This is a genomic window from Fictibacillus sp. UD (assembly GCF_043558025.1).
Taxonomy (GTDB): Bacteria; Bacillota; Bacilli; order Bacillales; family Fictibacillaceae; genus Fictibacillus.
On the sequence record NZ_JARUHH010000016.1, the window covers coordinates 20704 to 46592 of the forward strand.

The window sequence follows — 25889 nt, forward strand, 5'->3', positions numbered from 1 at the left end:
AATGTACCTAGAAAGTTCCCCTTTGACAGTGGTCTGGCTTTCAAGAATTTTTTTAGACTTCATTGTAAAGTTGATTGGAGTGGAAGGTGGGAGACTCCTGCGGGACAGGCGGGCTGGTGAGACACTTAAGAGTGAAACGTACGAATGTGGCTCACCACCTGCCCCGCGGAAAGCGAGCACCTGAAACGGAAATCAACTACTTTCAATAGCATCATAGCTATGCAAAAACATCCCCCAAAAACATCTCACAAAAAAAGCCGCTCTTCAAAAAGAGCGGCTTCTTCATTAAAATACTTGTTCTAATTCAACAACACCAGGTACTTCTTCAAGAAGTGCACGTTCGATACCTGCTTTTAGTGTAATTGTAGAACTTGGGCAGCTTCCGCAAGCACCCATAAGGCGTACTTTTACTACACCTTCTTCAATATCCACTAATTCCACGTCTCCTCCGTCACGAAGAAGGAACGGGCGTAATTTATCAAGAACTTCTTCAACTTGTTCACGCATTTCTAAGTTTTGAGTTTCAGCCATAACTATCAAGGCTCCTTTCTTAAAAAGAACTTACTCTTAGTATACGGGATATGGAATAAAAAATCCATGAGCAAGCATCATGATATTTGTGCCTTTTTCTTTTATACAAAATAAGGTATGATGAAAGCAAATAAGCGCATACATTGAGGTGATTCTGCATGAGTAACTCACTTATAATTAAAGTATATGGCGCAGAACAGAAATGTGCCAGCTGTGTTCATCTTCCATCAGCCAAAGAAACGGCTGAATGGCTAGAAGCGGCAATCTCAAGAAAGTTTCAGAACTTACTGTTTACGGTTCTTTATATTGATATGGAGAAGCCTGAAAACGAGATCGATCAGGCATTTTCAGAAAGAATATATGAAGAAGACCTGTTTTATCCTGTTGTTGTGATTGACGGAGAAGTTGTTGCAGAAGGAAATCCCAACCTAAAGACGATCTATAGCATAATTGAACAAAACGGTTACGGCGCTGTAAGTTAAGCGCCTATTTTTTTATATTGGGTTTGTACACATGCTTTGCCTTCCTTAAGAGAATATGATGTATGGAAAAAAAGGAGGCAAATCGTATTGTTAAACCCTTTAAAAGGTAAAAGTCATAAAGATGAGTCATCCACATTTGCAGGACACCATCACCATCATTATCATGATCTTTGTCTCAAGTATATGGGTCAGAACGTCACGATCGAAATGAATGATGGAAATGTATATCATGGTCAGCTGCACAGCTTCGATCAGGATAACATGTATATGGTTATGCCAGGTGAGACGGCAGAGAGAAATAGCCGTATTATTTTTGTTGGACCGTTTTTTCCTGGTTTCGGAGTTTTCGGTTTTCCTTTCTACCGAATTCGTCGATTCCGCCCATATTGGTGGTAAAAACAAGAAAGGGCCCATGCTGTTGGCATGGGCCTTTTCTTATACTTGATATTTATACAACCAGAGGATTCCTGATTTTAATAAACGAGGTACTCGTCCGATAAGAGCTGTGCTTCCCATCGTACCGAAACCACTCTTCTTACCAAGTGATCCCATAACACCTTTTAATTTAATCTCGTTCATCTCCGGCAGTGGCTGTTCATTCCAACGGGCTAAGAGAACTTGTGAGATCTGCTCAGCTTGTTCCTCTGCGAGCTGTGCGCTAGGTGCGTAAGGAAGACTTGCGCAATCTCCTACTACATAGACATGTTCGTCAGAAGGAAGGTGATGATGCTCACTTAGAACCACTCGTCCTTGACTATCTTTTTCAACATCCAAATCACGTACGATGCGGCTAGGCTGAATACCCGCAGTCCAAACGATAGCATCGCATTCAACTTTCTCATCGTGATTATACAATGCGCCTTGTTCTACTTTTGTAACATTAGAGTTGTTAATGACTTCAACCCCATGTTCAACGAACCAATTTTGTACATAATTGCTTAATCTCTTCTTATACGCAGATAATATCATGTCACCACGATCGAAAAGCTTAATCGTCAGATCCGGGCGGCTTTCGCGAAGCTCGGATGCAAGTTCAACACCAGAAAGGCCTGCACCAACAACGGCAACAACCGCGTTTGCATGCAGGTTGTTCAGTACTTGATAAGTATGACGCGATTTATCGATTGTCTGAATGCTTAGTGTATATTGGTCTGCACCTGGAACATTATGATACTTGTCCTCACAGCCAAGGCCAATTACTAAATCATCATACGAAACAGCATCTTGATCTTTTAACAGTACTTTCTTTTCTTTAACATCAATTTCTGTAACTTCACCGTATTTAATGTTTAAGCGTGGGTGATCAGGGAACGTTACGCGAACATGATGATCTGAAATGGTTCCTGCAGCCAGCGCATAATATTCGGTTTTCAAACAATGATAAGGTACACGGTCAATAAGCGTAAGCTGAATATCTTCAGGGAGGTCTGAGGAATTAAGAAGTCTCTTCAACACACGCATATTTCCATATCCTCCGCCAAGTAAAACGAGGTGTTTCATTTGTCATTTCCCCTTTTCTATCAAGACAATTCGTATCTGTTTTTGTATTGCTTTATATAAGTAAATATCCGTAACTTGAAATAAGTAAACGATTTCACGTTTTTGACATGTTTAAGTATAGCACTTTGCAACAAATTCACAACTCTTTTATGGAAAAAACACAGGAAGAATGAGTGTTTACATTGACTAGCTCACAAGAAAGAGTTAGGATGAATTCATCAAGAGGTGAAAGAAAAAATGAGACCGATTATAGAGTTTTGTGTAAGTAATTTAGCAAGCGGTGCACAAAAAGCGCTCGAAGAACTCGAGAAAGACTATGATCTTGATGTAATTGAGTATGGATGTCTAGGCTACTGCGGACACTGTGCCAAATCGCTTTTTGCTCTCGTGAACGGAGATATCGTGCACGGAGAAACATCAGATGAACTTGTTAAAAATATCTACAATCATATAGAAGAAAATGATATGTTCTAAAAGGCAGCTTCTCCTAAAAAAAGAGATAGCTGTCTTTTTATTTGGATAAGGAACGCTTCATTGGGAAAAATATCTAGCATGAAATTTATTAAAAAACGATTGCATTTTTGTCGAAATTTGTTACATTAGAAAAGGGTCAGTCATTCGATGTCTGACAACTAACGTGTAAAAAAAGAAAGCGTTTTCTTCTAAATTACAAAAGGGGTGTAATTATGCAAATTTTATGGGGATTAGGCGGTATGCTGGTTCTTCTTGTAATCGCATTCTTGCTTTCTCAAAATAAGAAAGCGATTAACTGGCGAACAGTACTAGGCGCTCTTGCGATTCAAGTTGCCTTCGCATTAATCGTATTAAAATGGGATGCGGGTAAGAAAGCTTTGCAAGGTGTTTCTGAAAAAGTTTCTAACGTTGTTGCTTATGCGAACGAAGGAATTACTTTCTTGTTTGGAAGTATGATTCCAGCAGAAGGAAAAGGATTTATTTTTGCATTTCAAGTTTTAACAGTAATCATTTTCTTTTCTTCTTTAATCTCAGTTCTTTACTATCTAGGTATCATGCAATGGGTTGTAAGAATTTTGGGTGGAGCTCTATCCAAGCTATTAAAAACAAGTAAAGCTGAATCTATGAGTGCTACAGCAAACATTTTCTTAGGTCAAACTGAAGCACCTCTTGTAATTCGTCCATATATGAATCGTTTAACACAATCGGAGCTTTTCGCAGTAATGGTCGGTGGACTTGCATCGGTAGCAGGTTCTGTACTAATTGGTTACTACCTATTAGGTGTACCTCTAGAGTACTTGATCGCAGCTAGCTTTATGTGTGCTCCTGCAGGACTTGCGATTGCGAAAATCATTGTTCCTGAAACAGAAGAGCCTGAAACAATGGGTGAGATCAAATTAGAGCGTGACAAAGATACAGTAAACGTAATCGACGCTGCAGCAAAAGGTGCTGGAGATGGACTTCAAATTGCACTAAACGTTGGGGCAATGCTACTTGCTTTTATCGCACTTATCGCACTAGTTAACGGTATCCTTGGCGGAATCGGTGGCTGGTTTGGCTATGAGATCACACTTCAGCAAATCTTGGGCTATCTATTTGCTCCAATTGCATTCGTAATTGGTGTACCTTGGGAAGAAGCAGTTAAAGCCGGTACTTTTATCGGTCAAAAAATTGTATTGAATGAGTTTGTTGCTTATTCTTCATTTGCACCTCAAATTCCTGACTTAATGCCGAAAACGGTAGCGGTTGTAAGTTTCGCACTTTGTGGTTTCGCGAACCTTTCTTCGATCGCAATCCTTTTAGGTGGTCTTGGAGCTATGGCGCCAAACCGTCGTCCAGACATCGCAAGACTTGGAATGCGTGCTGTTATCGCAGCTACAATTGCTAACTTACTAAGCGGTGCAATTGCAGGTATGTTTATTCTATAAGAATTGTTTAACTTCAAGATGCTCAAGCCTATGCTTGAGCATCTTTTTGTGTGTTGGGGGTATCCATGGTCCTTGAAGAATACCAGTCGTGGTACCTCCCCATAATTAAGTCTAGATGAACAAAATTAGTTGAAATGAGAGCTAATTAGGTCGTACCAAACTTCAATTAAGTCTAAATTCTATATAAAGGCCATTCGCTAAATATCGACAACTGATCTCAGCTCGTGACAGCCTTTATACCCCTATGTTGGAACACAAAAAAACCGCAACGGGAATCTCTCGCTGCGGTTTATTTCATCTATTTAAGCCTGCTGAGCAATCTGTTTCATTACCCATGGCTGCATTCGATTATATAGTGCTATGAATAGCAAAGTAATAATCGTTCCTTTTATCAAGTTAAACGGTGTAATCCCTTTTAGAATAAGATCCATCATCATTTGGCTAGACATCGGGTCAGCACCTAGGAACCACGTATATGCTGGCAAGATGATCAGATAGTTCAGTAATCCCATCATAAAAGTCATCAAAACTGTTCCTAGAATTAAGCCAGTTGAAAGACGTTTAACCGTATGCTTTTTGCGGAATAGGTAGGATACTGGAAGAATGAAAAGGATCCCGGCAACAAAGTTTGCTAATTGACCAACGGGTACACCTGTAAAACTTCCAACAATTCCGTAATGAAGTACATTTTTAATTGCTTCAACCATTATTCCTGCTGCTGGTCCGAATATGATGGCAGCTAGCAGTGCAGGCACCTCACTAAAATCAATTTTTAGAAATGGAGGCAGTCCTGGAAACGGAAAGTCGAGCATCATCAGTACATATGCAATCGTACTGAGCATCGATACCGCTACCATTTGTTTGATTTTTCCCTTTTGCATTGAAATCTCTCCTCTTTTGTGTTGCGCCATCTCATGATTTCGAATGCAGCACAGCCTGTTTCATACAAAAAAACCTTAGTCAAAGAACGGACTAAGGGAGGTTGTCTGATAAACAGCATGTAGAAGAAGCATTTACATAAATGGTAAAATGCGCACTTAAACAAAGGCTCATTTACATGAACCGCTGTACCAACATCTTCTCCCATCCAGACTATACTGTCGGCTCTGGAGTTACACCAGATCAGCAAAATGGTGACATCGAAGTCTTTAGCCTAAACGTTTGTTTTGGCATTTCCAAATCGCTCACGGGCTGATGAAGAGGGAATCTTCAATTACCGCCGGTCGGGAATTTCACCCTGCCCCGAAGATGGATCGCTATTGTATTTTGTTACATCACCTATTATACTTTAAAAAATGTAAGTTGTGAACGAATATGCTACAACCATACCTTCCAAATAGAGGATGAACTCACATGAAATTAACCTTTGAATATACATGGCCGTATGAAAGAATGATGAATGATATCTATATTTCGGAGTGTCCGTTCTGTAAACAAGATAATGTGTTAACTTCTTTTAAAGAGGATCAGATGAATCTTGCCAAAGAAGCGATTAAACAGATTTTAATCATGCCGTGCTGTCATGGCAAGATAACTATTCTAAATGCGGATGACGATTATTTTTATACAGATGAAAAATTAAGAGGGCAATCTTAAGGAGCTGGGTTATAGATTATGGATACTTTGAAATTCACGAAGATGCATGGACTTGGCAATAATTATATTTACGTCAATATGTTTGAAGAAACAATCGCTGAAGCTGACATGCCTCAACTAGCAGTAGCTGTTTCAAATCCCTACACTGGAATTGGATCAGACGGTATGATCTTAATCTGCCCAAGTGATGTGGCACCCGTTAAGATGCGGATCTTTAACAACGATGGATCGGAAGCTAAGAACTGTGGTAATGGACTTCGCTGCGTAGCTAAATATGCGTACGAACACGCACTAGTGAAAGAAACAGAATTTCAGATTGAAACTCTTGGCGGATTAGTAACTGCAAAAGTAACACCAGATCACAACAATAAAGTATCGTTCGTTACCGTTAATATGGGGAAGCCGATCCTACAACCCCGACAAATTCCATTGAATGGCTTTAACAATCTTGATCAAGTAATAAATGAGGCTGTATCTTTTAATGGATACTCTTTAAATATGACAGCAGTATCAATGGGAAATCCGCATGCTGTGTTCTTTGTGGACAACATTCAGAAAGCACCATTGCATTCACTTGGACCAATAATTGAAAAAGACCCTATGTTTCCGGATTGGGTAAACGCAGAGTTTGTAGAGGTGGTATCAAAAAGTGAAATGCACTTTAGAGTTTGGGAAAGAGGTTCGGGTATTACTCAAGCTTGTGGTACTGGGGCATGTGCAGCAGCTGTTGCAGCAGTCCTAAATGAAAAAGCAGAAAGAAATACGGATATTACCGTTCATTTAGCAGGTGGAGATCTTATAATAAATTGGCAAGATAACGGTGATGTGCTTATGAGTGGTCCAGCAGAAGTAATCTGTACAGGTGAATATCATATAAAATAAACAAAAGTGCAGGCTTCGATGCCTGCACTTTACTTTTAATATTTTTGAATAATGTTATAAAACGTATCACGTTCAACGGGAACTTTGTTTGCCGTTTTGATTAAGTGGACAAGTTCCTTTCGAGTGATACCTGATGATGTTAGTGCACCAACTGCGTGTGAGATGCGCTCTTCAATTAATGTTCCGTGGATATCACTAGATCCAAATGTTAATGCCATCTGAGTAAGCTGAACACCTATGTTAATCCAGTAGGCTTTCACGTGATCAAAGTTATCAAGCATCAAACGGCTGATCGCGATTGTTCTCATATCGTCAAATGCAGAAGTTCTTCTCATCAGCCCCATTGATTGGGTACGCGGCTGCATAGCAAGTGGAATGAATACCATGAAGCCATTCGTAGCATCTTGCAGCTGACGGAGGCGATCCATATGAATCAAACGTTCTTCTTTCGTTTCAATCGAGCCATATAACATCGTTGCATGAGTTTTTAATCCTAATCCGTGTGCAATTTCGTGTGCCTCTAACCACTGATCAGTTGAAGCTTTATCAGGACTCATCTTCAAGCGATAGCGTTCTGTAAGAATTTCGGCACCGCCGCCAGGCATCGTATCCAAGCCTGCTTTAATCAGCTCTTCTAAAACTTCTTTCATCGAAAGTCCAGAAATTCTGGAGAAGAACTCGATCTCAGCCCCTGTATAAGCTTTTATCGTAACTTGTGGATAGTGCTTTTTCAACGTACGGATCGTATCTAAATAATAATCAAACGGTACTTCATGATTGTGGCCGCCTACAATATGAAACTCACGAATGTTATCGTTCCAGCGTTTTTGTACATAATCTAAAAGCTGCTCATCGTTCATGGTATATGCGCCTTCTTCACCAGGCTTGCGCTTAAAACCACAGAAGCTGCATGTCGCTTCACATACGTTTGTCGGATTAATATACAGATTTTCAATGAAATAAACGTGGTCCCCATTCTTGCGGGTATTCACTTCATTCGCTAACGATGCAACGCTCAAAAGATCATTCGTTTCATATAAATATAAACCGTCTTCAATTGACAGACGCTCGCCATGAGTTACTTTTTCAGCAATTGCAGCCATGCGTGTATCAAGAGTCAATATATTTGCCATTTTTTATCCCCCTAAATTTTCTAATGAAATGTTCGGATGATGTAAACATTTTTTAAAGAAAAGAGTATATATCGACACTCTCTCTTTACCAATTTTATACGAATACCTATGTATTATCAGAATTAAATACATGTGCTTTAAGTGCATTATAATTATAATCCTAATCAAACATTCCGACAAGGGAAGCCGCTTTTGGTAAATTCTTTGAAATTTGAAAAATATAGTTTTTTTATTAAAGTGATGATTGTCTAATAATTGAAGAAAATGTAAAATAAAAGGAAGGCATATGTTTAAAACGAAGAGTGGAGTGACGAAAATGAAAGCCACATCAGCAACCGCTAGATTAGAAAAAATTGAACAATTAGAAACTCTGCGAAATAAAATGATACAGACCGCAAATGCATTAGGAATACATCATCCAATGGTTTTAAATTATAGTAGAAAAATTGACGAGACACATAATAAAATTATGGAGATGCAGCAAAAAGGCAATTGACCGAAAGCCGATTTCTTGAGAGAGGCTTTTGCAGCCGTTATACTATACCTATAGATCCTTATTAAAGGAGTGAAAAATAATGATCGTTGAGATAACAGAGAGTGCGGCAAGCAGAATCAAAGAAATGCTAGCTGACGAAGAGGACAAAAATCAATTTCTGCGGGTAGCTGTAAAAGGCGGAGGATGTACAGGTCTATCTTATGGAATGGGCTTTGATAGTGATAAGAGTGATTCCGATCACGAAGAGAATATTGAAGGAATACAAGTCGTTGTAGATGAAGAAAGTGCTAAAGTTTTAAAAGGAACGGTTATAGACTTTAAGCAAAATATGATGGGCGGAGGATTTACGATTACAAATCCGAATGCCATCGCATCTTGTGGATGTGGATCTTCATTTAAAACAGCAACAAATGCTGGAACACCTGAAGAATGCTAATAGCAGAATACGTTAAAAGCTCTTGCCCCATTTTTGGGGCAAGAGCTTTTTATGTGTTTAAAATTTATTGAAGATGAAAAGTACTCCGATGATATCTGACAAAATAGAAGCACCGATAAGTATGAATTTCTTTTGCTTGTTTTGCTCTTTTATACCAAGCGGCATTAAAAAAGTGCCAAGTATGAAGAAAATAATGCCAAAAATCAAGTTGAACTCCATTTTTGTTCAATCTCCTTATCTAAAAAAGGGTAAAAGAAAACCCGGCGCGCCAACACCGGGTAAGATTGCTATTAAGTCAGCGGCACTTGTCCGCCTCACAAATAATAATAACAAAGACAGTGCGCACTTTCCACAAGCAATTTATTCCACGGCGTATTTTTCCAGTTCGCTTAAAAGTTCTTTTAAGCGCGGAAGTTCTTTTTTAGTATCCTCTAAAAAGGATTCATCCGTGATATGAAGCTGATTAATGACCTTCTGAATCTCTTGCAGGCAATCAGCAGCATGCATTTCTTCTTCGGAAAATTGTCGGTTCATAACTTAGCTATTCCTCTCTTAAAATCAATTGTTATAAAAATATGCTCTTTTCTAATGGAATGTTGCTTTTTATCCCTTGTTTATCCTCTTCATTGACAAGTTGATTGGAGCGCAAGGTTGCCGACTCCTACGGGACGAGCGGTCAGGTGGAGACTCCTAATGGCGCAAAGCGGTAGGAGGCTCACCGCACGCCCCGTGGAAAGCGAGCAACCTGGAGCGGAAATCAACTACATTCAGGAGCAACAATATATACGAAAACAGCCTAAAATAAAAAGACGCCAGAAGATAACATCTGGCGCCACAGAAACTTTAGAATAAGCTCGTGCTGTGCAAAGGCTGTGTCTTCGCGTTTGGATCGATGTAGGATTTTGCATTGTTAATCGCGGTTGGTGCTTCACCGAAGCCAGATGCGATCAATTTTACTTTACCATCATACGTACACACATCACCTGCAGCATAAATGCCTTTAATATTCGTTTCCATTCTAGAGTTTACAACGATTGAATTTTTTTGAATGTCTAATCCCCAGGTTTTAATAGGACCTAAAGAGGAAATAAAGCCATAGTTTACGATAACGGCATCCACTTCAACCGTTTCCTTAATATCTCCGTTCTCAAGCACTACAGCAGAAATGTTCTCTCCATCACCAATCAGCTCAGTAATTTGGTAAGGTGTTTTAACGGCTACTTTTGAATTCATTAGCTGTTCCACACTATGTTCGTGAGCACGGAACTTATCACGTCGATGCGTTAACGTTACCTGTGGTGAGATCGGCTCTAACATCAATGACCAGTCAAGAGCAGAATCCCCTCCACCGCAAACTAAGACACGCTTCCCTGCGAATGTATTAAGGTCGTTAACAAAATAATGAAGATTCTTACCTTCATATTGTTGCGCTGCAGCCAGCTCTAATCTGCGAGGCTGAAAAGCACCAACACCTGCAGTAATCAGCACAGCTTTGCTGTAATGCACAGCTTTATCTGTTGTTAATTCAAAAACGTCTTCATTCTTCTCCACGTTTTGAACGGATTGTTCCAAAACAACTGTCGGATTGAACTGCATCGCTTGCTCTTTTAAGTTATTAACAAGGTCCTGTGCAAGAACCTTTGGAAATCCAGCAACATCATATATGTATTTTTCAGGATATAGTGCAGATAGTTGCCCCCCAAGCTGAGGCATACTTTCAATAATCTTCACTTTCATCTGGCGCATACCACCATAGAACGCAGCAAATAAACCTGAAGGACCGCCGCCAATAATCGTAATATCGTAAATTTCTTTTGCCATCACTTTCACCTCTTCTGTATTTATGACTGATGAACATGAAAAATGTTCTAACCAGAACTTGCTATCTCACATTTAGATTCTTGAGAGAAGCGAAAAGTCCTCTTTTTGATTTGTATAAATTGCCATTAAACCGAAAGCATGCATATAAAAAAGGAAGCATGAATTTGAAACATTATCATAACGAAAAAAAGGTTGAAAAAACAAGAAAAAAGGAATAAAATGTGTATGTATGATTAAAAAATGTCGATATTTCGAACATTTTTTGCACTTATTCATGTCTTATTACGTGAAATATATCACAATCTATTCCTTTCCATCATATTTAATGAGTGAAAAGGTCAAACTAAAAAAAATGAGAACTGGAAGTGAATGAAATGAGTAAGCCAAAAATTCTAATATTAGGCGGCGGCTACGGCGGGATTATGTCAGCTGTACGTTTACAAAAAGAACTAGGATCTGACGAAGCTGAAATCACATTGGTAAATAAGCACAACTACCATTACCAAACTACATGGCTTCATGAAAATGCAGCAGGTACTTTACATCACGACAAAACACGTATCATGATTGATAACATTATCGATATGAACAAAGTGAACTTTGTACAAGATACAGTTAAAGAAATTAAAAAAGACGAAAAACGTGTTCTATTAGAAAATCAAGAACTAACATATGACTACTTAATTATTGCACTTGGATCTGACCCTGAAACGTTCGGTATCCAAGGACTTAAAGAGAATGCATTCAGCATCCGCAGCATTAACTCTGTTCGTAAAATCCGTGAGCACATTGATTATTCATTTGCTCGTTACAACAACGAAGGACAGCCAGATGAACTAATCACAATCGTAGTTGGTGGTGCTGGATTTACTGGAATTGAGTTTGTTGGTGAACTAGCTGACCGTGTTCCAGAATTATGCCGTGAATACGATATTCCTCGTGAAAAAGTTCGTATCGTAAATATTGAAGCTGCACCGACAGTACTTCCTGGATTTGATGAAGAACTAGTTGAGTATGCGATCAATAACTTAGAACGTCGCGGAATTGAGTTCCTTGTTAACACACCAATTAAAGAATGTAATACAGATGGTGTAGTACTTGCGAATGGTGAAGAGATTAAGGCTTCTACAATTGTTTGGACAGGTGGAGTTCGCGGAAACCACTTAGTGGAGGAAGCTGGATTCGAAACAATGCGCGGACGTGTTAAAGTTGACAAAGATCTTCGTATGCCAGGGTTTGACTATATTTTCGTTGCTGGAGACTGTGCACTTATCATTGATGAGGAAGCAAACCGTCCTTATCCTCCAACAGCTCAAATCGCAATTCAACAAGCTTACACGATCGGCCGTAACATCAAAGCATTAATGAATGGCGGTAAGCTAGAAGAATTTAAGCCAGACATTAAAGGTACTGTTGCATCCCTTGGTAAAGGTGAAGCAATCGGTAAAGTAGGAAACAAGAAGTTGTTTGGTGCTACAGCATCTGCAATGAAAAAAGTAATCGACAACCGTTACTTATTCTTACTTGGCGGAGTGCCGATGGTTATTAAAAAAGGTAAATTAAAACTTTTCTAAATCGAATAGTGTAAAATAAGAACAGGAGCGTATGCTTCTGTTCTTTTTTATGGCATTATTAATTTAATTTTTAAAAGGCGGGCATGCTGATGACGAAAAAAGACAGAGGAAATGTATGGCTGGCTGCAGCTGGCTTATTAATAGATGATGACGGCAGATGGCTCGTTGTTAAGAAGAGTTATGGTGGATTAAAAGGTAAATGGTCCATTCCAGCCGGTTTTGTAGATCCAGGAGAAACGGTTGATGAAGCAGCAGTGAGAGAAGTCTTTGAAGAAACAGGAATTAAAGGGGAAGTATGCACTATTCTTGGAATCCGCTCGGGTGTTATTAAAGGGACAATAAGTGATAATATGATCGTTTTTTTATTGAGAAAAAAGAGTGGGAATCTTTCGCAACATTCAAGTGAGATTGAACTTGCTGCATTTATGACACCTGAAGAACTAAGAGTTGATCCTGCCACATCATTAATGATTCATTACTTTATGAACAAAAAACAAAGCTTTATGGAGGATAAAATAAATCCTGGCGATGTTTTTGGCTATACCACTTATAAAATTATTGATTGCAGATAAAAATGTACGAAATATTCTGATAATTAAAGAAAGTAAACGATGATTACGCTTACATGGGCTTATTTCACGTTAAAATCGGTTTTTCAATCCCTCAAATCCTTGTTATTATTATCTGAAAATTTAAACAAAAAAAGAGGGAGTGTTACAACATGAGAAAACATGCGATTCAGAAAAAACATGATCAGTGTCCATATTGTGAAGGGAAGGGTTATTTCCAGCTCTTGCTTGGAGGTTCTGAAACGTGTGTAGAATGCTGCGGAAGCGGTAAGAAACGAGCTTAAACACGTAACGCTCTCAAACACGATTGACGTATATGCCCCCGTTTAGTAAACTAACCTCAGATATATGGGGGTGTCTACATCATGGATTTGCTTTTGCCACAAGTCATTATTTCAATGCTATTGTTCATGGTCCTGTTCTTTGGAATCGGTTTCTTGTTCAACATGCTTCTGCGTGCTACATGGTTTATGGTTATTTTATATCCTATAGTTGTCATTATGATTGTTGATGACGTTCGATTCTTTGAGTATTTTACGAAGCCAAGTGCAAGTTTTCAATTGCTTTGGAGTCATCTCCTCAATTTATCGGCATCAGACATTACTATACTAACATGTGGGTTGATCGGAGCAATACTAGCCGGTTTAGCCATTAAGATGCTGCGAGTTCGCGGATATCAGATGTTTTAAAAAAGTCCCTTTCATAAGGGTCTTTTTTTATTTCCACTTTTCTCCTTCTTCCAAAGACGAGTATACATCTACTTAGCTCTGGGAAGGAATAGATAGGAGAGGAGTGGACAATTTTTGCTGATGTTAAGAAAAATTGTAAAGAGAACCACCATTACGATTCTATTTGTTTTCGCGATTTTTACAACATTTCGATCAATTTCTGGTGTACAGGCCGATGATCTAGCAACTTGGCTCGATCAGCAACAGTCTGATAACGTAATAGTTGACACTGCTTTGAGCGTAATAACCCATTCTTTAAAGACATTGCCCGCAATTTATAGACCAAACATGATGCTTTCTTCTGCCGAGGTGAAACAGACTAGAACCATTGAAGAAGCGATTGATTTTACACAATATCCAGTCGTACATGTAACGGCTACAGGATACACCGCAGGACAAGAGAGTACCGGCAAAACAAAAAGTCACCCTGCTTATGGAATTACAAAGTCAGGATTAAAGGTAAAGCGAGATCTTTATTCCACAATCGCAGCGGATACTTCAATCTTTCCGATTGGAACCGTTCTATGGATTCCAGGTTACGGTTATGGAGTTGTTGCAGATACGGGTTCTGCCATCAAAGGGAACAAAATAGATCTCTATTACAATACTGTAGAAGAAGTGTATGAAAAATGGGGCAAAAAGAAGATTGGTGTGTATGTTGTAGAGCGCGGTGACGGAAAGATTACGGAAACAGAATTGAATACCTTAAACGAAGATAAATCGATGCAAGTATTTAGGCAGCAATATTTATATTAATAAAAAAAGAGCTTCAGGTTAGCGAATAGCCTGAAGCTTCTTTATGTAGGTTTCTTCTTCTTTCGGTAAAAAAGGGGGGAAATCATTTGGATGTATAAGTGCGGCAAGTCGTTTTAGCCCGAAAATCAACCTGGGAGAAGGCCGGCAAAAAAGATTTTCCTCCAGTTTTACAATCTCTGTCTGATAGGATTCTAAAACTTCCCATCCATCTCTTTTTTTGATGTGGGAAGGCTGCATCTTATCTGTTTTAACACCTACCCAAACCATTCCGATCATATCGGGTTTTCGGTTCACAACATCGTCCCACGTAGTCTGTACACTAGCCAGCTCCACGTCTTCAAAGAGGTTCTGTCCTCCAGCAAGATAGGCGATTTCTGTGAGCCAATTCACCTTTCCTGGTGTAAAAACAGGCTTTGGCCACCATTCGAAATAAACTTTTCTTCTGTTTTTTATCGATCTGCTAATCTTTTCATATGATCTTACTTCTTTTATCATCCAATCCACCATGTGACGGGCTGTTAACATTTTGTTTGTTCGTTGACCCAGATCAAGCAGATCGTTTTGAATATCTGTAAGACTTTGAGGATTATATACAACATGCGGGATGTCCCGCCTCTTTAGTTCTTCAACGTTCTTTTCCATACCAGGTACACTCAAGCTAGCTAATACGAGATCAGGTTCTAATGATTGAAGCTTATCCATATTGATGGATAAATCAGGACCTAAACGTGTAAGCTTTTCTATCTCTGCCGGCCAATCAGAAAAATCATCGACCCCGACTAGCTGAGATGTTATTCCTAAAAAGTGCACCAGTTCTGTATTGCTTGGACAAATTGAAATTAATCTCAAAGAGAATAACCCCCTATGATATAAACAACCACGATAGCAGCAGGGTCTGTAGAATACCAAGAAGTCCGCCAAAGAACACTTCACTTGGACGGTGTCCGAGAAGTTCTTTTAATTCTTTTCTTTGTTCTTCCACTTTCTTTTGCTGGAATGATTCAGATTCTCTAACGTGATTTCTGAACTCTTCTACTAAGTCATTCAATACGGCTGCTTGTTCTCCTGCATGCCAGCGGATTCCTTTTGCATCATACATCACAATAATGGCAAACATGGCAGCGATGGCAAAAAGGGTTGAACCTAATCCATGGAGAGCTCCAACCGCAGTTGCTAATGAAGTAACAGAAGCAGAATGTGAGCTTGGCATTCCACCTGTACTAATAAATAAATCCCATCTTATTTTTTTAGTATGATAAAAATGAATAGGAATTTTTAAGAATTGTGCAGAAAATACACCTAGTAGTGCTGCGATTAATGGAAAGTTAAAAAGTATATCAGGCATTAGGAGCTTCCTTTCAATAGGGTGGTTTATAGTATGGCTGTTTTAGATAGTTGTTACCCGATTTCTACACAGTTCAATCTCTGATAACATAAAGAAAGAGGGAGGGTTACATAGGTGGAATTTTTTCCTCAAGAATATTACGAGTTTTTTGTTGTCTTTAACGATGGTGATTATTATACAGGACATGATTTATTAGAAGCGATCTGGTTAACAGATCGGAGCAATCTTTTTATTAAGGGGCTTCTGCAGATGACAGTTGCTCTTTATCATTATGAATATGGAAACGTAAAAGGGGCTCGGAAAATGTTAATAGTCGCTAATCACTATCTAACTCCTTATAAGCCTATACATTGGCAATTAAACGTGGAAGAAGTGTTAGCGTATATTAATCTGTGCCTGAATAGCATTCCGAAGAATATCGATAAGCTGGATTTTGAGCAGGTTCATCTATTACCTGTTATTCCAAAACTCTATTTAAATTTAGAGTAATAAAGTATTATGAATTCGAAATATTCTAAAAGAAAGAGTATAATAAATTGTAGAGTGTTAAAAAGAATAAGGGGGAACTTTAACGTGTTTACGATTAAACAGCTTTGGAGTACACAAGAACAAGAAGAAGTCCTACTGGTCGGTTTATTTCAAGAACCGAAACTTACTGGTGTAATGGCTGATATGGATAAAGAATTAAAAGGAAATATTACTGAACTTATAAAAGATGGAGATCTTTCGAATCGTTTGAAAAGTATAAAAAAATTAAACACATTAGGTCAGCTTGGAACAAAGCGTATCTATTTTGCTGGATTAGGTAAGCGTGAAGATTTTACTTATGAAAAAGCTAGAAGTACGTTTGGAAGAGCTGTACAAGAAATTACGAAAGAAAAAAGAACTCATTTTTCCGTTCTTCTCGATACCTTTCATACAGAAAATGTTTCAATGGAAAAACTTGCACATGCATTTAGTGAAGCGGCAGGCACTTCTGTTTATCGCTTTGAAGATTATAAAAAGAAAACAAATGAACCTCAAAAGCGTTTAGAATCGGTTACTGTTTACACAGAAAATAGTGAAGCTGAAGCAGGACTAACAAGTGGGTATGCTTATGCAAAAGGAATTAATCTTGCTCGTGACCTTGTGAATACACCAGGCAATCTTCTTACGCCAACTGATTTAGCAGCAGAAGCAATTGATGTGGCGCTTGAATATGGCATGGAATACGAAATTCTTGAAAAAGAAGACATGGAAAAGCTCGGTATGGGAGCAATACTTGCAGTAAGTAAAGGCTCTGATCAGCCGCCAAAATTAATAACAGTAAAGTATCAAGGCGGAAAAAAAGAAGATTCTTATGTGGCATTAGTAGGTAAAGGCTTAACTTTTGATGCAGGCGGTTACTCAATCAAACCAGCAGCTAACATGCATGAAATGAAGAGCGACATGGGTGGAAGCGCGGCTGTATTAGGAGCTATGGAAGCGATTGGACGCTTAAAGCCGGAGATCAATGTGATGTTTGTTATTCCTTCTTCTGAGAATCTGATCAATGGAACGGCTATGAAGCCAGGCGATGTGATTACTTCATTGAGCGGAAAAACCATTGAAGTACGAAATACGGATGCAGAGGGACGTCTCATTCTAGCCGATGCAATTACGTACGCAAAAGAACAAGGAGCTAAATACATTGTGGATGTAGCAACGCTGACAGGAGGCGTGTTAGTGGCACTCGGTGACTGCACAACGGGCGCACTAACAAACGATGAAGACTTTTATGAGCATATCAAGCAATCTGCTGCAGATGAATCGGAATTATTATGGCTGCTTCCAAGTTTTCAGCCATTTAAAGATATGCTGAAGACGAGTGATGTTGCCGATCTTAACAATTCAACTGGAAGACTTGGTCACGCGATTACTGGCGGCTTGTTCGTTGGGGAGTTTGCTGAAAACACACCGTGGGTTCACTTGGATATCGCAGGTACAGCTTATTCTGGAAAATCATCAGAGTTAGGCCCTAAAGGTGCAACAGGTGTAATGGTGCGCACGCTGACTAACTTTGTACGGAACTTTAAAGCATAATAAAACCCTGAACCTCAACTGAGGTTCAGGGTTTTTTGTATTTGACACATTCGTATATACATGTTAATTTGTTAAAGGTTTAACAAATTAGTGATTTAGCGAAATAAAGCAATAAAGCTTTTGATGCTTTTATTTAAGGAGGAAACAAAATGAATGCTGTAGTATTAGCCGTAGCAGTAATGCTAGTACTTAGCCTTTTGCGTATACATGTTGTAGTAGCCTTGCTTGTAGGTGCTTTAACAGGCGGAGTTTTAGCAGGGATGGGCTTAACAGAAACAATTACGGTATTTACTGAAGGGCTAGGATCGAATGCAGTGATTGCATTAAGCTATGCGTTATTAGGAAGTTTTGCAGTTGCATTATCTCGAACGGGACTTCCTAAATTGATGGTGAACAAAGCCATCGCTCTTGTTGGAAAAGAAGGAGAAACAAGAAAGAAATCATTGTCTAAAGTTCTTATATTATTTGTTATTTTAATGATTTCTTCTTTTTCACAAAATTTGATTCCCGTTCATATTGCAATCATCCCAATCTTTATACCGCCGCTTTTACATGTATTAAATGAACTGCAGCTCGACCGCAGACTAGTAGCGACGGTCATAACTTTCGGCCTAATTACGCCTTACATGTGGTTCCCTGTAGGATTCGGTGGAATCTTCCATGAGATTCTTCAAACGAATATGAAAGACAGCGGATTAACCGTAAAAATGGATCAAATCCCGACAGCGATGACGATTCCTTCTTTAGGAATGATCGTGGGTCTATTGATCGCCGTATTTATTACGTATCGTAAACCGCGCAAATATGAAAATAAAACGATCGGTGTTTCAAGTGATAATGAAGTGAAGTACACGACTCGCTCAATCATTGTAGCTGTTATATCCATTGCTGCAACATTGGTTGTACAGCTTCAAACAGACTCTATGATCTTTGGTGCACTATCAGGAATAATCGTTTTGTATTTTAGCGGTCAGCTAAAATTAAATGCTTCAGATACCATTTTAACTGAAGGTATGAAAATGATGTCTTACATTGGTTTTGTTATGATCTCAGCAGCTGGTTTTGCAGCGGTAATGCGTGAGACAGGTGAAGTAGAAACCTTAGTAAAAGACAGTGCTGCATTAATCGGAAACTCCACAGCACTAGGTGTTCTGCTTATGTTAGTGATTGGCTTGCTCGTAACGATGGGAATTGGTTCATCGTTCTCAACCATTCCGATTATAACAACGATTTTCGTACCATTAGCTGGAGAATTAGGATTAAGTGTTATGGCGACTATTGCGCTGATCGGTACAGCAGCAGCTTTAGGTGATGCGGGTTCTCCTGCTTCTGACAGTACACTCGGACCAACTTCTGGTCTGAACGTAGACAATCAGCATAATCACATCTGGGATACATGTGTTCCAACGTTCTTGCACTACAACTTGCCATTAATCGCGTTCGGATTTATTGCCGCGATGGTATTATAGCTTGAAAACATGAGGTTTGATTCAAAAGATACAGCTTTTGAGTCGGGCCTCTTTCTATTTGTTGGATGAATTAGGAGGGAGATAATGCTAATTCGATGTGTGTGTTTGGGGAAAAAACAAATGAAAGATAGCGTCCGCATGGAAAGAACACAAATTAATAAATCCACGTTAAATTGAATAATTCCACAATAATTCAAATATAACCACATTAATTTGAATAATTCCACGTTATTTTAAAAATATCCACGTTAGGACCAATTTAACTTTATTTGTTGTCATCAATTTTTTCTGCAAAAATACACATCCTATCTGTAAGGAGGGATCTGCAATGACAAAACGTAAACATTCTTGGGATGCAGCAGCAAAAAACAATTCAACACCGACAGAAAGCATGGCAAACGTTGAGTTTTCTGATGAAAAATTCTCAGACGAAATTCCGAAAAGAGATACACAAAGCCCAAAATCAAAAGGAAAATAAAAGAAGCTGGCTCCTCAAAAAGAAGAGGAGTCAGCTTTTGTGTTTTTATTCAAAAAAAGTCAATTCCGGCATCCACTGTTTCATGTGTGCTTTGATCTCTTCATACGATTTTTTCATAGCAGGAAGATCCTTCATCGGATGAATCACAAAAGGACGATCTACATATGTTGGCAGAAATTTTGGATCTGTTAAATTAATACTCGTTTCATCCCCCTTTTGATGCTTCGTTACAGTAAGCTGAACAATCCCGCCAATGTCTTTATACTCACGGCGTTGACCAGATAAGAAGTTCCCTAACGAATAGGCCACAAATGTTTTGCTGCCGTCGCTTGCTGTCTCCCATTTTACGGGTTGAAGTACATGAGGATGGTGTCCGATGATAATGTCACCACCTGCTTCAGTTACCACTTTTACGATTTCCTTTTGAAAATCATTTGGCAATCTTTCATACTCATTTCCAAAATGCAAAGATACAACATTGACGTCGGAAAGTTTTCTAGCCTCAGCAATATCACGTTTGATGCGCTCAACTTCAATCAAGTTAACAAGGTGATCTTTTCCTGTAGGTACGGGTATTCCGTTCGTTCCATATGTATAGCTTAAAAAAGAAACCGTAATGTCCTTCTTTTTTATCAGTCGAATATTCTGCCTGTCCTGATCATTTAGATAAGCCCCGGTGTACTCCACGTCTATTTGGTTCCAATAGTTCAGTGCACTCACAATTACTTTTTCTCCGCGGTCAAGCGTATGATTATTGGCTAGCGTAACAAGATCCACCCCATTCGCTTTTAACGCGTCTCCAACTTCATGCGGAGAATTAAATGATGGATAGGAAGAAAGACCATGCTGTGTTCCGCCTATCATTGTTTCTTGATTAGCCATTGTAATATCAGGCTGTGATAAATAGGGCTTAACGGGGAGAAAGTTACGATTGAAATTATATCCAGAAGCTGTTTTGGCGCTATTATAAACCGTATCATGAATTAAAATGTCGCCTACTGCTCCAAGAGTCAAACTTGTCGTTTTTTCGACAGGCTTTTGCACGATTGGTTCCGTCTTTATCTCTTTTGGTAACTCAGCATTTTCTTGTTTGAGTTCCTTTTTTTCTTCAACAGTCTTTAAATCTGCGTTATGATACATATATATAAGTCCAATTGTCGAAAAGAAAACGATTACAATTCCTGCAAACCACCATAGCCGTTTCAATACAATTCCCCCTTTTTCTCTATCATAATGGAAAAAGAGGGCATATGTATATGTCGAATTACTTAGTATTGAAAACGGTTCCAATCATGACATTCAGGAGGAAAGTACAAAATGAGACAAATTACAGCAGAAACAGTAGAACTTTTAGACCAGAATGACGAACTGGCTTCCTTTAAAAATGAGTTTTACGTAAAAAATGATTCTATTTATCTAGATGGCAACTCTTTAGGGCTTCTTTCTAAGCGTGCAGAACAATCATTATTTGATGTTTTAAATGATTGGAAAGAGCATGGAATCGATGGATGGATGGGTGGAAAATATCCTTGGTTCACATTGAGCGAGCAGTTAGCTGAAAAACTCTCTGTACTTGTAGGAGCAGAAGCTCAAGAAGTAATTGTTACAGGATCAACGACAGTGAACCTTCATCAGTTGGTAGCTACCTTTTTTGAACCGCAAGAAGGGAAAACAAAAATACTCGCAGATGAACTGACATTCCCTTCAGACATCTATGGCTTGCAAAGTCAGTTGAAATTAAAAGGCTTAAATCCTGATACTGAATTGATTCAGGTTAAAAGCAAGAACGGTTTAACACTTGATGAAGAAGACATTATAGAAATGATGACAGATGATATCGCGCTCATTCTTTTACCTTCTGTTCTTTATAGAAGCGGTCAGCTACTCGATATTGAGCGATTAACGAAAGAGGCGCACAAACGGAACATACCGATTGGATTTGATCTATGTCACTCAATCGGAGCTCTTCCGCATGAATTAAGTAAATGGAATGTTGATTTTGCGTTTTGGTGCAACTATAAATACGTAAATGCTGGACCAGGTGGAGTTGGCGGACTATATGTGAACAAAAAGCATTTTTCAAAAACTCCTGGTCTGTCCGGCTGGTTCGGCAGCAAGAAAGAAACCCAATTCGATATGGATCACCATTTTGATTCGGAAAATTCTGCGGGAGGCTACCAGATCGGTACGCCTCATATGCTGAGCACCGCACCGCTAATCGGCTCATTGTCTATCTTTGAAGAAGCGAAGATCGAAAGAATCCGCAGCAAATCTTTAAAGTTGACTACCCTTTTGATGAATTTATTAAATCAAGAACTTGAAAATGAGTTTAAAATCGTTAACCCGCTTGACGATAAGAGACGAGGGGGGCATGTAGCACTAATGCACAGTGACGCAGCTCGAATCTGCAAGGCGTTAAAAGATAATGGGATTGTTCCAGACTTTAGAGCTCCGAACATTATTCGTTTAGCACCTGTAGCGCTTTATAATTCTTTTGAAGATGTATTTAAAGCTGTAGAAATACTGAGCAAAATTATGAAAAATCGCGAATATGAAAAGTATGAAAACAAGAGGGAAGTTATTGCTTAAGGAGAGATACAAGTGAAGCTATTCGATATTTCGATGCCCCTTTATAACGGGGTTCCAGGGTGGCCAGGTGACACTCCGTATTCATTTGGTCTTGCTTGGACAAAAGAACAATCTGGGTCTGTGAATGTCGGGAAAGTGGAAATGAGTACACATACAGGTACACATGTTGATGCTCCCTTTCATTTTGATAATGACGGGGAAAAAGTGATTGGATTGCCCCTTGAATTATATATTGGACGAGCATTTGTCATGGATGTTACGAGTGTTAAGGAAATCACACTAGAACATATCAAAAACAAATTGCCAAACGGTACGAAACGAGTTCTTTTCAAAACAAACTGCTGGCAAGATCGAACGGTGTTTCCAAAACAAATCGTCCCTGTTTCATCTGAAGCTGTACCCTATTTAAAGAATAGCGGTGTGGGGCTCATCGGTGTTGATATGCCTTCGGTTGATACATTGGACAGCAAAGAGTTGAGCGCACATCACGCTCTTTATGAACATAACATTCATATCTTAGAAGGGTTGGTGCTTGATGAGGTACCTGAGGGAGAGTACGAGTTGATTGCTCTGCCGCTGCCACTTCAGGATGCTGACGGAAGCCCAGTTCGAGCCGTACTTAAAGAATTGTCCAAATAAATAAACAAACATTGTGAGAAACAAACACCATAAGCTGTGTTTGTTTTTTCTTTTGCCTCTTATTTAAAGGCTGTTTATAAATGACAGTTACATACGTGTCAAATTAAAAACGCTCTTTTTCTAAATGATATTCGCTTACAAATATTATCTTCTTTGAAACAGTTGATTGTAGTGGAAGGTGCGAGACTCCTGCGGGACAGGCGGGCAGGTGAGACACTTAAGAGTGAAACGTACGAATGTGGCTCACCGCCTGCCCCGCGGAAAGCGAGCACCTGGAACGGAAATCAACCAGTTCCTAGAGCAACAAAGTTTTTTTCTTAACAGTACCTTAACTAAAAAGAAAACGGCATTTTTGAGATTTCATGTATTGTTCCTTATAATAGGTAAGAGATGTTTTATTGGAGGCAAGCCATGTACAAGTATGGATTTACGAATTATTTTGAAGGAAACTTACAATTTACGAGTTATGATGTGGTACAGGTTGGGCCGTGGACAAATGTATATATATCGTTTGAGATAAACAATGTTGAAATTTTTCCTGAAGGACTAAGTGAACCAAGTGCGTTAGCTGTTTACAACGAAGAGGGTGAATTACAAGAGATTATTGCCCACGATGAAGGCATTGATTGTGAATATAAGTTCACGGATAAAGAAAAAGAACAGATAACAAACTATTTGTTAGAAGTTGATCTGAAACACGGAATCGAAAAGGAGTGATTGGAAGAATGAAAATTACAGGCATTGAACCAACTCCAAGCCCTAATTCAATGAAGATTAATCTGACGGAAACATTACCTGGAACAGAGCGTTACAATTATACAAAAAATGATGCACAAAAAGCTCCTGAGTTTATTCAAGAAATTCTAAAGGTGGATGGAGTTAAAAGCATCTATCATGTTGCAGATTTTATTGCGCTCGAACGGAACCCGCGCGCTAAGTGGGAAGATGTTCTTTCAGGAGTTAGAAAAGTGTTTGGTCAGGAAGAAGATTCAGACACATTAGATCAAGAAACTCAAAAAGAAGATGAAATTACTGAAATTACAGTCCTCGTTCAAATGTTCAGAGGTCTTCCGATGCAGATCAAACTTAGAACGGAGCAAGAGGAAAGACGTGTTGGATTACCTGAACGTTTTGCAAAAGCAGCCCTTGAGGCCCAAGATTCTTCAGATAATCTTGTAATGGAACGTCAATGGGAAGAACAAGGAGTTCGCTATGGAACTTTCGAACAAGTAGGAAATGAGGTAGCTGAAGAGCTGTCAGCCGTCTATCCTCAAGAGCGTTTGGAGCAGTTAGTTAAACAAGCTTACAGCTCTAATGGAATTCCAGTGGAGGAGACAGCATCTGTTTCTACTTCAGAAGTGGCAGAAAAGCTTCGCGACACGGACTGGCAGACGCGTTATGCGGCATTAGAGCGAATGAACCCATCGATAGAAGACGTGATGGTTCTTAAACAAGCACTAAAAGATGAAAAGCCTTCTATACGTCGTTTGGCTGTTGTCTACTTGGGAATGATTGAAGACGAAGCGGTCCTTCCTCTTTTATACCTAGCGCTTCAGGATAAAAATGTTTCTGTTAGACGAACGGCTGGAGACGCATTGTCAGACTTAGGTAATCCAAAAGCAATCCCTGTTATGTGTGATGCCTTATCTGATAAAAACAAACTTGTAAGGTGGCGTGCAGCTCGTTTTCTATTTGAAGTGGGTGACGAGACTGCACTTCCAGCATTAAAATCCGCTCAGGAAGATCCAGAATTTGAAGTGGCACTTCAAGTTAAAATTGCAATTGAACGTATTCAAAGCGGAGAAGAAGCAGCCGGTACCGTATGGCAGCAGATGACGAAAAGCCGTGAAAAGTAAAAGATAAAGACCCGCTGAAATGTTTTAGCGGGTCTTATTTTGTATCATGTTTTATGTTCAAAGCTGCATGCTCATCTTGCTCAATAAAACGCGTTATCTCATGGCAAATTTCTTGAGGCTTTTCCTCCATTAATAAATGGCCGCATTTTTCATAGACAATTAGTTCAGCATTAGGAAGATCATGCTTTAAGCGGTATCCCGTTTTTACAGGCATAACTTGATCTTCTTTTCCCCAAATCATGAGAACAGGCTGTTGAATGTCTTTCAGCTCTTGTGAACACATATCGCCCTCACGATGCCTTAAAAGCCGAATCAAGGAATCGATAAAAGCAGCCTCACTGATCGGCTTTTTATAACTTTCGATCATCTCTTCTGTAACCAGCTTAGTGTCATGTAATACGGATAATAAATTCTGTTTCACATCTTTTCTTTGTATCCAGCTTCTCATTCCCCATGTAAACAGCGGTAAGTAGGAACAAGCGATCAATGACCGGCTTGCTCGCTTAACATACGAACAGCAACCAAGCAATATTAGCTTCTCAATCCGTTTAGGAGAATTTTTTGCAGCATGCATGCAAATTTGTCCACCCATCGAATGACCAATTAATATTACATCTTGAATATGAAGCTGATCCAAGAAATCAAGAATTAACTGTCCATAGTTCGTCAGTTTATAGATGAAACTAGTGGACTTTTCACTTTGCCCAAACCCAGGAAGGTCTAGAGCAATCACTTTGTACTTTTTTGTTAAGTAAGGAAGCAGCTGTCTAAAGCTGACTGTGGAGGATAAAAATCCGTGAACTAGAACAACTACTTTTGCATCCGGATCTTCGTGATCATAATATTCATAATAAATTTGAACGTTGTTAACAGTTAAACGATATCCTGGAGAATAAATATGCTCTTCATTAACGGCCATGATTGTCCTACCTCCGTACACAGAATTCTATGGATAGTTTCACCAAAGTACTTGAAAGATAAAAGGTGCAATAATTTCCTCTTTAAACGTCTAACTATTGTTTATTAGTTATTTACCCATTTCTATGG

At 39.1% G+C, this 25889-nt stretch carries 34 protein-coding genes and 1 riboswitch; of the genes, 23 read left to right on the forward strand and 11 right to left on the reverse strand.

What is annotated here, in order from left to right; all coding sequences use genetic code 11:
- Nucleotides 1–86 precede the first annotated feature (86 nt).
- Complete coding sequence (locus P8610_RS17330) at nucleotides 87–209, forward strand: hypothetical protein (protein ID WP_394605564.1); 123 nt, start codon at nucleotides 87–89, stop codon at nucleotides 207–209.
- Nucleotides 210–285: 76 nt separating this feature from the next.
- On the opposite strand, the gene P8610_RS17335 is transcribed toward P8610_RS17330, so the two are convergent.
- Nucleotides 286–531 (reverse strand): NifU family protein, encoded by a 246-nt coding sequence (locus P8610_RS17335; RefSeq protein ID WP_066238880.1) that lies wholly within the window; start codon nucleotides 529–531, stop codon nucleotides 286–288.
- Nucleotides 532–689: 158 nt separating this feature from the next.
- Between P8610_RS17335 and P8610_RS17340 the strand changes: the two genes are divergently transcribed.
- Together P8610_RS17340 and P8610_RS17345 are read left to right on the forward strand one after the other, a co-directional pair.
- Nucleotides 690–1013, forward strand: coding sequence for a YuzD family protein (locus tag P8610_RS17340; protein WP_289494653.1), 324 nt, complete (start codon nucleotides 690–692; stop codon nucleotides 1011–1013).
- Nucleotides 1014–1100: 87 nt separating this feature from the next.
- A complete protein-coding gene (locus P8610_RS17345) occupies nucleotides 1101–1409 on the forward strand; it encodes an LSM domain-containing protein (protein ID WP_289494654.1) in 309 nt (102 codons plus the stop codon).
- Between the two features lie 39 nt (nucleotides 1410–1448).
- Here P8610_RS17345 and P8610_RS17350 read toward each other — a convergent pair whose 3' ends face one another.
- Complete coding sequence (locus P8610_RS17350) at nucleotides 1449–2513, reverse strand: NAD(P)/FAD-dependent oxidoreductase (RefSeq protein WP_289494655.1); 1065 nt, start codon at nucleotides 2511–2513, stop codon at nucleotides 1449–1451.
- A 237-nt stretch (nucleotides 2514–2750) separates the two neighbouring features.
- Between P8610_RS17350 and P8610_RS17355 the strand changes: the two genes are divergently transcribed.
- Together P8610_RS17355 and P8610_RS17360 are read left to right on the forward strand one after the other, a co-directional pair.
- Nucleotides 2751–2987: a YuzB family protein gene (locus P8610_RS17355; protein ID WP_394605567.1), complete on the forward strand. Its 237-nt coding sequence runs from the start codon at nucleotides 2751–2753 to the stop codon at nucleotides 2985–2987.
- 212 nt (nucleotides 2988–3199) lie between these two features.
- The gene (locus P8610_RS17360; protein ID WP_394605569.1) at nucleotides 3200–4414 is read left to right on the forward strand and encodes a NupC/NupG family nucleoside CNT transporter; all 1215 of its coding nucleotides are present in this window, start codon (nucleotides 3200–3202) and stop codon (nucleotides 4412–4414) included.
- A gap of 302 nt (nucleotides 4415–4716) precedes the next feature.
- Here P8610_RS17360 and P8610_RS17365 read toward each other — a convergent pair whose 3' ends face one another.
- On the reverse strand, nucleotides 4717–5295 hold the full coding sequence (locus tag P8610_RS17365; protein ID WP_394605571.1) for an ECF transporter S component: 579 nt from the start codon (nucleotides 5293–5295) through the stop codon (nucleotides 4717–4719).
- A 190-nt stretch (nucleotides 5296–5485) separates the two neighbouring features.
- A riboswitch (FMN riboswitch) is annotated at nucleotides 5486–5668 on the reverse strand.
- 99 nt (nucleotides 5669–5767) lie between these two features.
- On the opposite strand from P8610_RS17365, the gene P8610_RS17370 reads away from it, so the two are divergent.
- Together P8610_RS17370 and dapF are read left to right on the forward strand one after the other, a co-directional pair.
- Nucleotides 5768–6010 (forward strand): hypothetical protein, encoded by a 243-nt coding sequence (locus P8610_RS17370; protein WP_289494658.1) that lies wholly within the window; start codon nucleotides 5768–5770, stop codon nucleotides 6008–6010.
- An 18-nt stretch (nucleotides 6011–6028) separates the two neighbouring features.
- Nucleotides 6029–6892, forward strand: a complete 864-nt coding sequence (gene dapF / locus P8610_RS17375; protein WP_394605573.1) for a diaminopimelate epimerase — start codon at nucleotides 6029–6031, stop codon at nucleotides 6890–6892.
- Nucleotides 6893–6927: 35 nt separating this feature from the next.
- Here the strand turns inward: dapF and mqnE are convergent, their stop codons facing one another.
- On the reverse strand, nucleotides 6928–8025 hold the full coding sequence (gene mqnE / locus P8610_RS17380) for an aminofutalosine synthase MqnE (RefSeq protein WP_289494660.1): 1098 nt from the start codon (nucleotides 8023–8025) through the stop codon (nucleotides 6928–6930).
- A 316-nt stretch (nucleotides 8026–8341) separates the two neighbouring features.
- Here mqnE and P8610_RS17385 point away from each other — a divergent pair, with 316 nt between their 5' ends.
- Both P8610_RS17385 and P8610_RS17390 read left to right on the forward strand, forming a co-directional pair.
- Nucleotides 8342–8521 carry an aspartyl-phosphate phosphatase Spo0E family protein gene (locus P8610_RS17385; protein WP_289494661.1) on the forward strand — a complete coding sequence of 60 codons (180 nt, stop codon included), beginning with the start codon at nucleotides 8342–8344 and terminating at the stop codon, nucleotides 8519–8521.
- A 79-nt stretch (nucleotides 8522–8600) separates the two neighbouring features.
- A complete protein-coding gene (locus P8610_RS17390; protein ID WP_289494662.1) occupies nucleotides 8601–8957 on the forward strand; it encodes a HesB/IscA family protein in 357 nt (118 codons plus the stop codon).
- Between the two features lie 57 nt (nucleotides 8958–9014).
- Here P8610_RS17390 and P8610_RS17395 read toward each other — a convergent pair whose 3' ends face one another.
- From P8610_RS17395 to P8610_RS17405, 3 genes are all read right to left on the reverse strand, one after another.
- Nucleotides 9015–9176, reverse strand: a complete 162-nt coding sequence (locus P8610_RS17395; protein WP_394605577.1) for a hypothetical protein — start codon at nucleotides 9174–9176, stop codon at nucleotides 9015–9017.
- 141 nt (nucleotides 9177–9317) lie between these two features.
- The gene (locus P8610_RS17400) at nucleotides 9318–9491 is read right to left on the reverse strand and encodes a hypothetical protein (protein ID WP_394605579.1); all 174 of its coding nucleotides are present in this window, start codon (nucleotides 9489–9491) and stop codon (nucleotides 9318–9320) included.
- A gap of 309 nt (nucleotides 9492–9800) precedes the next feature.
- The gene (locus tag P8610_RS17405; protein ID WP_394605581.1) at nucleotides 9801–10778 is read right to left on the reverse strand and encodes an NAD(P)/FAD-dependent oxidoreductase; all 978 of its coding nucleotides are present in this window, start codon (nucleotides 10776–10778) and stop codon (nucleotides 9801–9803) included.
- Between the two features lie 374 nt (nucleotides 10779–11152).
- Between P8610_RS17405 and P8610_RS17410 the strand changes: the two genes are divergently transcribed.
- The 5 genes from P8610_RS17410 (at nucleotide 11153) to P8610_RS17430 (ending at nucleotide 14405) form a co-directional block, all read left to right on the forward strand.
- Nucleotides 11153–12352: an NAD(P)/FAD-dependent oxidoreductase gene (locus tag P8610_RS17410; protein ID WP_066238843.1), complete on the forward strand. Its 1200-nt coding sequence runs from the start codon at nucleotides 11153–11155 to the stop codon at nucleotides 12350–12352.
- A gap of 89 nt (nucleotides 12353–12441) precedes the next feature.
- Nucleotides 12442–12924 (forward strand): NUDIX hydrolase, encoded by a 483-nt coding sequence (locus tag P8610_RS17415; protein ID WP_394605583.1) that lies wholly within the window; start codon nucleotides 12442–12444, stop codon nucleotides 12922–12924.
- Nucleotides 12925–13073: 149 nt separating this feature from the next.
- A complete protein-coding gene (locus P8610_RS17420; protein ID WP_171005383.1) occupies nucleotides 13074–13205 on the forward strand; it encodes a YuiA family protein in 132 nt (43 codons plus the stop codon).
- Nucleotides 13206–13286: 81 nt separating this feature from the next.
- The gene (locus P8610_RS17425) at nucleotides 13287–13610 is read left to right on the forward strand and encodes a YuiB family protein (protein WP_289494668.1); all 324 of its coding nucleotides are present in this window, start codon (nucleotides 13287–13289) and stop codon (nucleotides 13608–13610) included.
- A gap of 120 nt (nucleotides 13611–13730) precedes the next feature.
- Nucleotides 13731–14405 carry a 3D domain-containing protein gene (locus tag P8610_RS17430; RefSeq protein ID WP_394605624.1) on the forward strand — a complete coding sequence of 225 codons (675 nt, stop codon included), beginning with the start codon at nucleotides 13731–13733 and terminating at the stop codon, nucleotides 14403–14405.
- 18 nt (nucleotides 14406–14423) lie between these two features.
- Here the strand turns inward: P8610_RS17430 and P8610_RS17435 are convergent, their stop codons facing one another.
- Both P8610_RS17435 and P8610_RS17440 read right to left on the reverse strand, forming a co-directional pair.
- Nucleotides 14424–15254, reverse strand: coding sequence for a cobalamin-binding protein (locus tag P8610_RS17435; protein ID WP_394605586.1), 831 nt, complete (start codon nucleotides 15252–15254; stop codon nucleotides 14424–14426).
- Nucleotides 15255–15267: 13 nt separating this feature from the next.
- Nucleotides 15268–15750, reverse strand: coding sequence for a divergent PAP2 family protein (locus P8610_RS17440; RefSeq protein ID WP_289494670.1), 483 nt, complete (start codon nucleotides 15748–15750; stop codon nucleotides 15268–15270).
- A 114-nt stretch (nucleotides 15751–15864) separates the two neighbouring features.
- Here P8610_RS17440 and P8610_RS17445 point away from each other — a divergent pair, with 114 nt between their 5' ends.
- From P8610_RS17445 to P8610_RS17460, 4 genes are all read left to right on the forward strand, one after another.
- Nucleotides 15865–16239, forward strand: coding sequence for a DUF309 domain-containing protein (locus tag P8610_RS17445; protein ID WP_394605587.1), 375 nt, complete (start codon nucleotides 15865–15867; stop codon nucleotides 16237–16239).
- Between the two features lie 84 nt (nucleotides 16240–16323).
- Nucleotides 16324–17811: a leucyl aminopeptidase gene (locus tag P8610_RS17450; protein ID WP_394605588.1), complete on the forward strand. Its 1488-nt coding sequence runs from the start codon at nucleotides 16324–16326 to the stop codon at nucleotides 17809–17811.
- A 149-nt stretch (nucleotides 17812–17960) separates the two neighbouring features.
- Complete coding sequence (locus tag P8610_RS17455) at nucleotides 17961–19280, forward strand: Na+/H+ antiporter family protein (RefSeq protein WP_394605589.1); 1320 nt, start codon at nucleotides 17961–17963, stop codon at nucleotides 19278–19280.
- A 328-nt stretch (nucleotides 19281–19608) separates the two neighbouring features.
- On the forward strand, nucleotides 19609–19758 hold the full coding sequence (locus P8610_RS17460) for a hypothetical protein (protein ID WP_394605590.1): 150 nt from the start codon (nucleotides 19609–19611) through the stop codon (nucleotides 19756–19758).
- Between the two features lie 45 nt (nucleotides 19759–19803).
- On the opposite strand, the gene P8610_RS17465 is transcribed toward P8610_RS17460, so the two are convergent.
- Nucleotides 19804–20964 (reverse strand): CapA family protein, encoded by a 1161-nt coding sequence (locus P8610_RS17465; RefSeq protein ID WP_394605591.1) that lies wholly within the window; start codon nucleotides 20962–20964, stop codon nucleotides 19804–19806.
- A gap of 111 nt (nucleotides 20965–21075) precedes the next feature.
- On the opposite strand from P8610_RS17465, the gene kynU reads away from it, so the two are divergent.
- From kynU to P8610_RS17490, 5 genes are all read left to right on the forward strand, one after another.
- The gene (gene kynU / locus P8610_RS17470) at nucleotides 21076–22347 is read left to right on the forward strand and encodes a kynureninase (protein WP_394605592.1); all 1272 of its coding nucleotides are present in this window, start codon (nucleotides 21076–21078) and stop codon (nucleotides 22345–22347) included.
- Between the two features lie 12 nt (nucleotides 22348–22359).
- Complete coding sequence (kynB, locus tag P8610_RS17475; protein ID WP_394605593.1) at nucleotides 22360–22986, forward strand: arylformamidase; 627 nt, start codon at nucleotides 22360–22362, stop codon at nucleotides 22984–22986.
- Nucleotides 22987–23164: 178 nt separating this feature from the next.
- Nucleotides 23165–23506, forward strand: a complete 342-nt coding sequence (locus P8610_RS17480) for a hypothetical protein (RefSeq protein WP_394605594.1) — start codon at nucleotides 23165–23167, stop codon at nucleotides 23504–23506.
- Nucleotides 23458–23703 carry a hypothetical protein gene (locus P8610_RS17485; RefSeq protein ID WP_394605595.1) on the forward strand — a complete coding sequence of 82 codons (246 nt, stop codon included), beginning with the start codon at nucleotides 23458–23460 and terminating at the stop codon, nucleotides 23701–23703. Before P8610_RS17480 ends, P8610_RS17485 begins: the two co-directional genes overlap by 49 nt.
- 8 nt (nucleotides 23704–23711) lie before the next feature.
- Nucleotides 23712–24842, forward strand: a complete 1131-nt coding sequence (locus P8610_RS17490) for a conserved virulence factor C family protein (protein WP_394605596.1) — start codon at nucleotides 23712–23714, stop codon at nucleotides 24840–24842.
- A gap of 34 nt (nucleotides 24843–24876) precedes the next feature.
- Here the strand turns inward: P8610_RS17490 and P8610_RS17495 are convergent, their stop codons facing one another.
- A complete protein-coding gene (locus P8610_RS17495; protein ID WP_394605597.1) occupies nucleotides 24877–25761 on the reverse strand; it encodes an alpha/beta fold hydrolase in 885 nt (294 codons plus the stop codon).
- Between the last annotated feature and the right edge of the window lie 128 nt (nucleotides 25762–25889).

Excerpts from the sequence above, each read along its gene's own strand:
- P8610_RS17385 (WP_289494661.1), top strand. The coding sequence starts at position 8,342 with ATGAAAGCCACATCAGCAACCGCTAGATTAGAAAAAATTGAACAATTA.
- kynU (WP_394605592.1), top strand. The coding sequence starts at position 21,076 with ATGAGACAAATTACAGCAGAAACAGTAGAACTTTTAGACCAGAATGAC.
- P8610_RS17405 (WP_394605581.1), bottom strand. The coding sequence starts at position 10,778 with ATGGCAAAAGAAATTTACGATATTACGATTATTGGCGGCGGTCCTTCA.
- P8610_RS17365 (WP_394605571.1), bottom strand. The coding sequence starts at position 5,295 with ATGCAAAAGGGAAAAATCAAACAAATGGTAGCGGTATCGATGCTCAGT.
- P8610_RS17370 (WP_289494658.1), top strand. The coding sequence starts at position 5,768 with ATGAAATTAACCTTTGAATATACATGGCCGTATGAAAGAATGATGAAT.
- P8610_RS17440 (WP_289494670.1), bottom strand. The coding sequence starts at position 15,750 with ATGCCTGATATACTTTTTAACTTTCCATTAATCGCAGCACTACTAGGT.
- P8610_RS17430 (WP_394605624.1), top strand. The coding sequence starts at position 13,731 with ATGTTAAGAAAAATTGTAAAGAGAACCACCATTACGATTCTATTTGTT.
- mqnE (WP_289494660.1), bottom strand. The coding sequence starts at position 8,025 with ATGGCAAATATATTGACTCTTGATACACGCATGGCTGCAATTGCTGAA.
- P8610_RS17390 (WP_289494662.1), top strand. The coding sequence starts at position 8,601 with ATGATCGTTGAGATAACAGAGAGTGCGGCAAGCAGAATCAAAGAAATG.
- P8610_RS17400 (WP_394605579.1), bottom strand. The coding sequence starts at position 9,491 with ATGAACCGACAATTTTCCGAAGAAGAAATGCATGCTGCTGATTGCCTG.
- P8610_RS17490 (WP_394605596.1), top strand. The coding sequence starts at position 23,712 with ATGAAAATTACAGGCATTGAACCAACTCCAAGCCCTAATTCAATGAAG.
- dapF (WP_394605573.1), top strand. The coding sequence starts at position 6,029 with ATGGATACTTTGAAATTCACGAAGATGCATGGACTTGGCAATAATTAT.
- P8610_RS17350 (WP_289494655.1), bottom strand. The coding sequence starts at position 2,513 with ATGAAACACCTCGTTTTACTTGGCGGAGGATATGGAAATATGCGTGTG.
- P8610_RS17340 (WP_289494653.1), top strand. The coding sequence starts at position 690 with ATGAGTAACTCACTTATAATTAAAGTATATGGCGCAGAACAGAAATGT.
- P8610_RS17425 (WP_289494668.1), top strand. The coding sequence starts at position 13,287 with ATGGATTTGCTTTTGCCACAAGTCATTATTTCAATGCTATTGTTCATG.
- P8610_RS17395 (WP_394605577.1), bottom strand. The coding sequence starts at position 9,176 with ATGGAGTTCAACTTGATTTTTGGCATTATTTTCTTCATACTTGGCACT.
- P8610_RS17460 (WP_394605590.1), top strand. The coding sequence starts at position 19,609 with ATGACAAAACGTAAACATTCTTGGGATGCAGCAGCAAAAAACAATTCA.
- P8610_RS17410 (WP_066238843.1), top strand. The coding sequence starts at position 11,153 with ATGAGTAAGCCAAAAATTCTAATATTAGGCGGCGGCTACGGCGGGATT.
- P8610_RS17360 (WP_394605569.1), top strand. The coding sequence starts at position 3,200 with ATGCAAATTTTATGGGGATTAGGCGGTATGCTGGTTCTTCTTGTAATC.
- P8610_RS17455 (WP_394605589.1), top strand. The coding sequence starts at position 17,961 with ATGAATGCTGTAGTATTAGCCGTAGCAGTAATGCTAGTACTTAGCCTT.
- P8610_RS17355 (WP_394605567.1), top strand. The coding sequence starts at position 2,751 with ATGAGACCGATTATAGAGTTTTGTGTAAGTAATTTAGCAAGCGGTGCA.
- P8610_RS17335 (WP_066238880.1), bottom strand. The coding sequence starts at position 531 with ATGGCTGAAACTCAAAACTTAGAAATGCGTGAACAAGTTGAAGAAGTT.
- P8610_RS17420 (WP_171005383.1), top strand. The coding sequence starts at position 13,074 with ATGAGAAAACATGCGATTCAGAAAAAACATGATCAGTGTCCATATTGT.
- P8610_RS17495 (WP_394605597.1), bottom strand. The coding sequence starts at position 25,761 with ATGGCCGTTAATGAAGAGCATATTTATTCTCCAGGATATCGTTTAACT.
- P8610_RS17415 (WP_394605583.1), top strand. The coding sequence starts at position 12,442 with ATGACGAAAAAAGACAGAGGAAATGTATGGCTGGCTGCAGCTGGCTTA.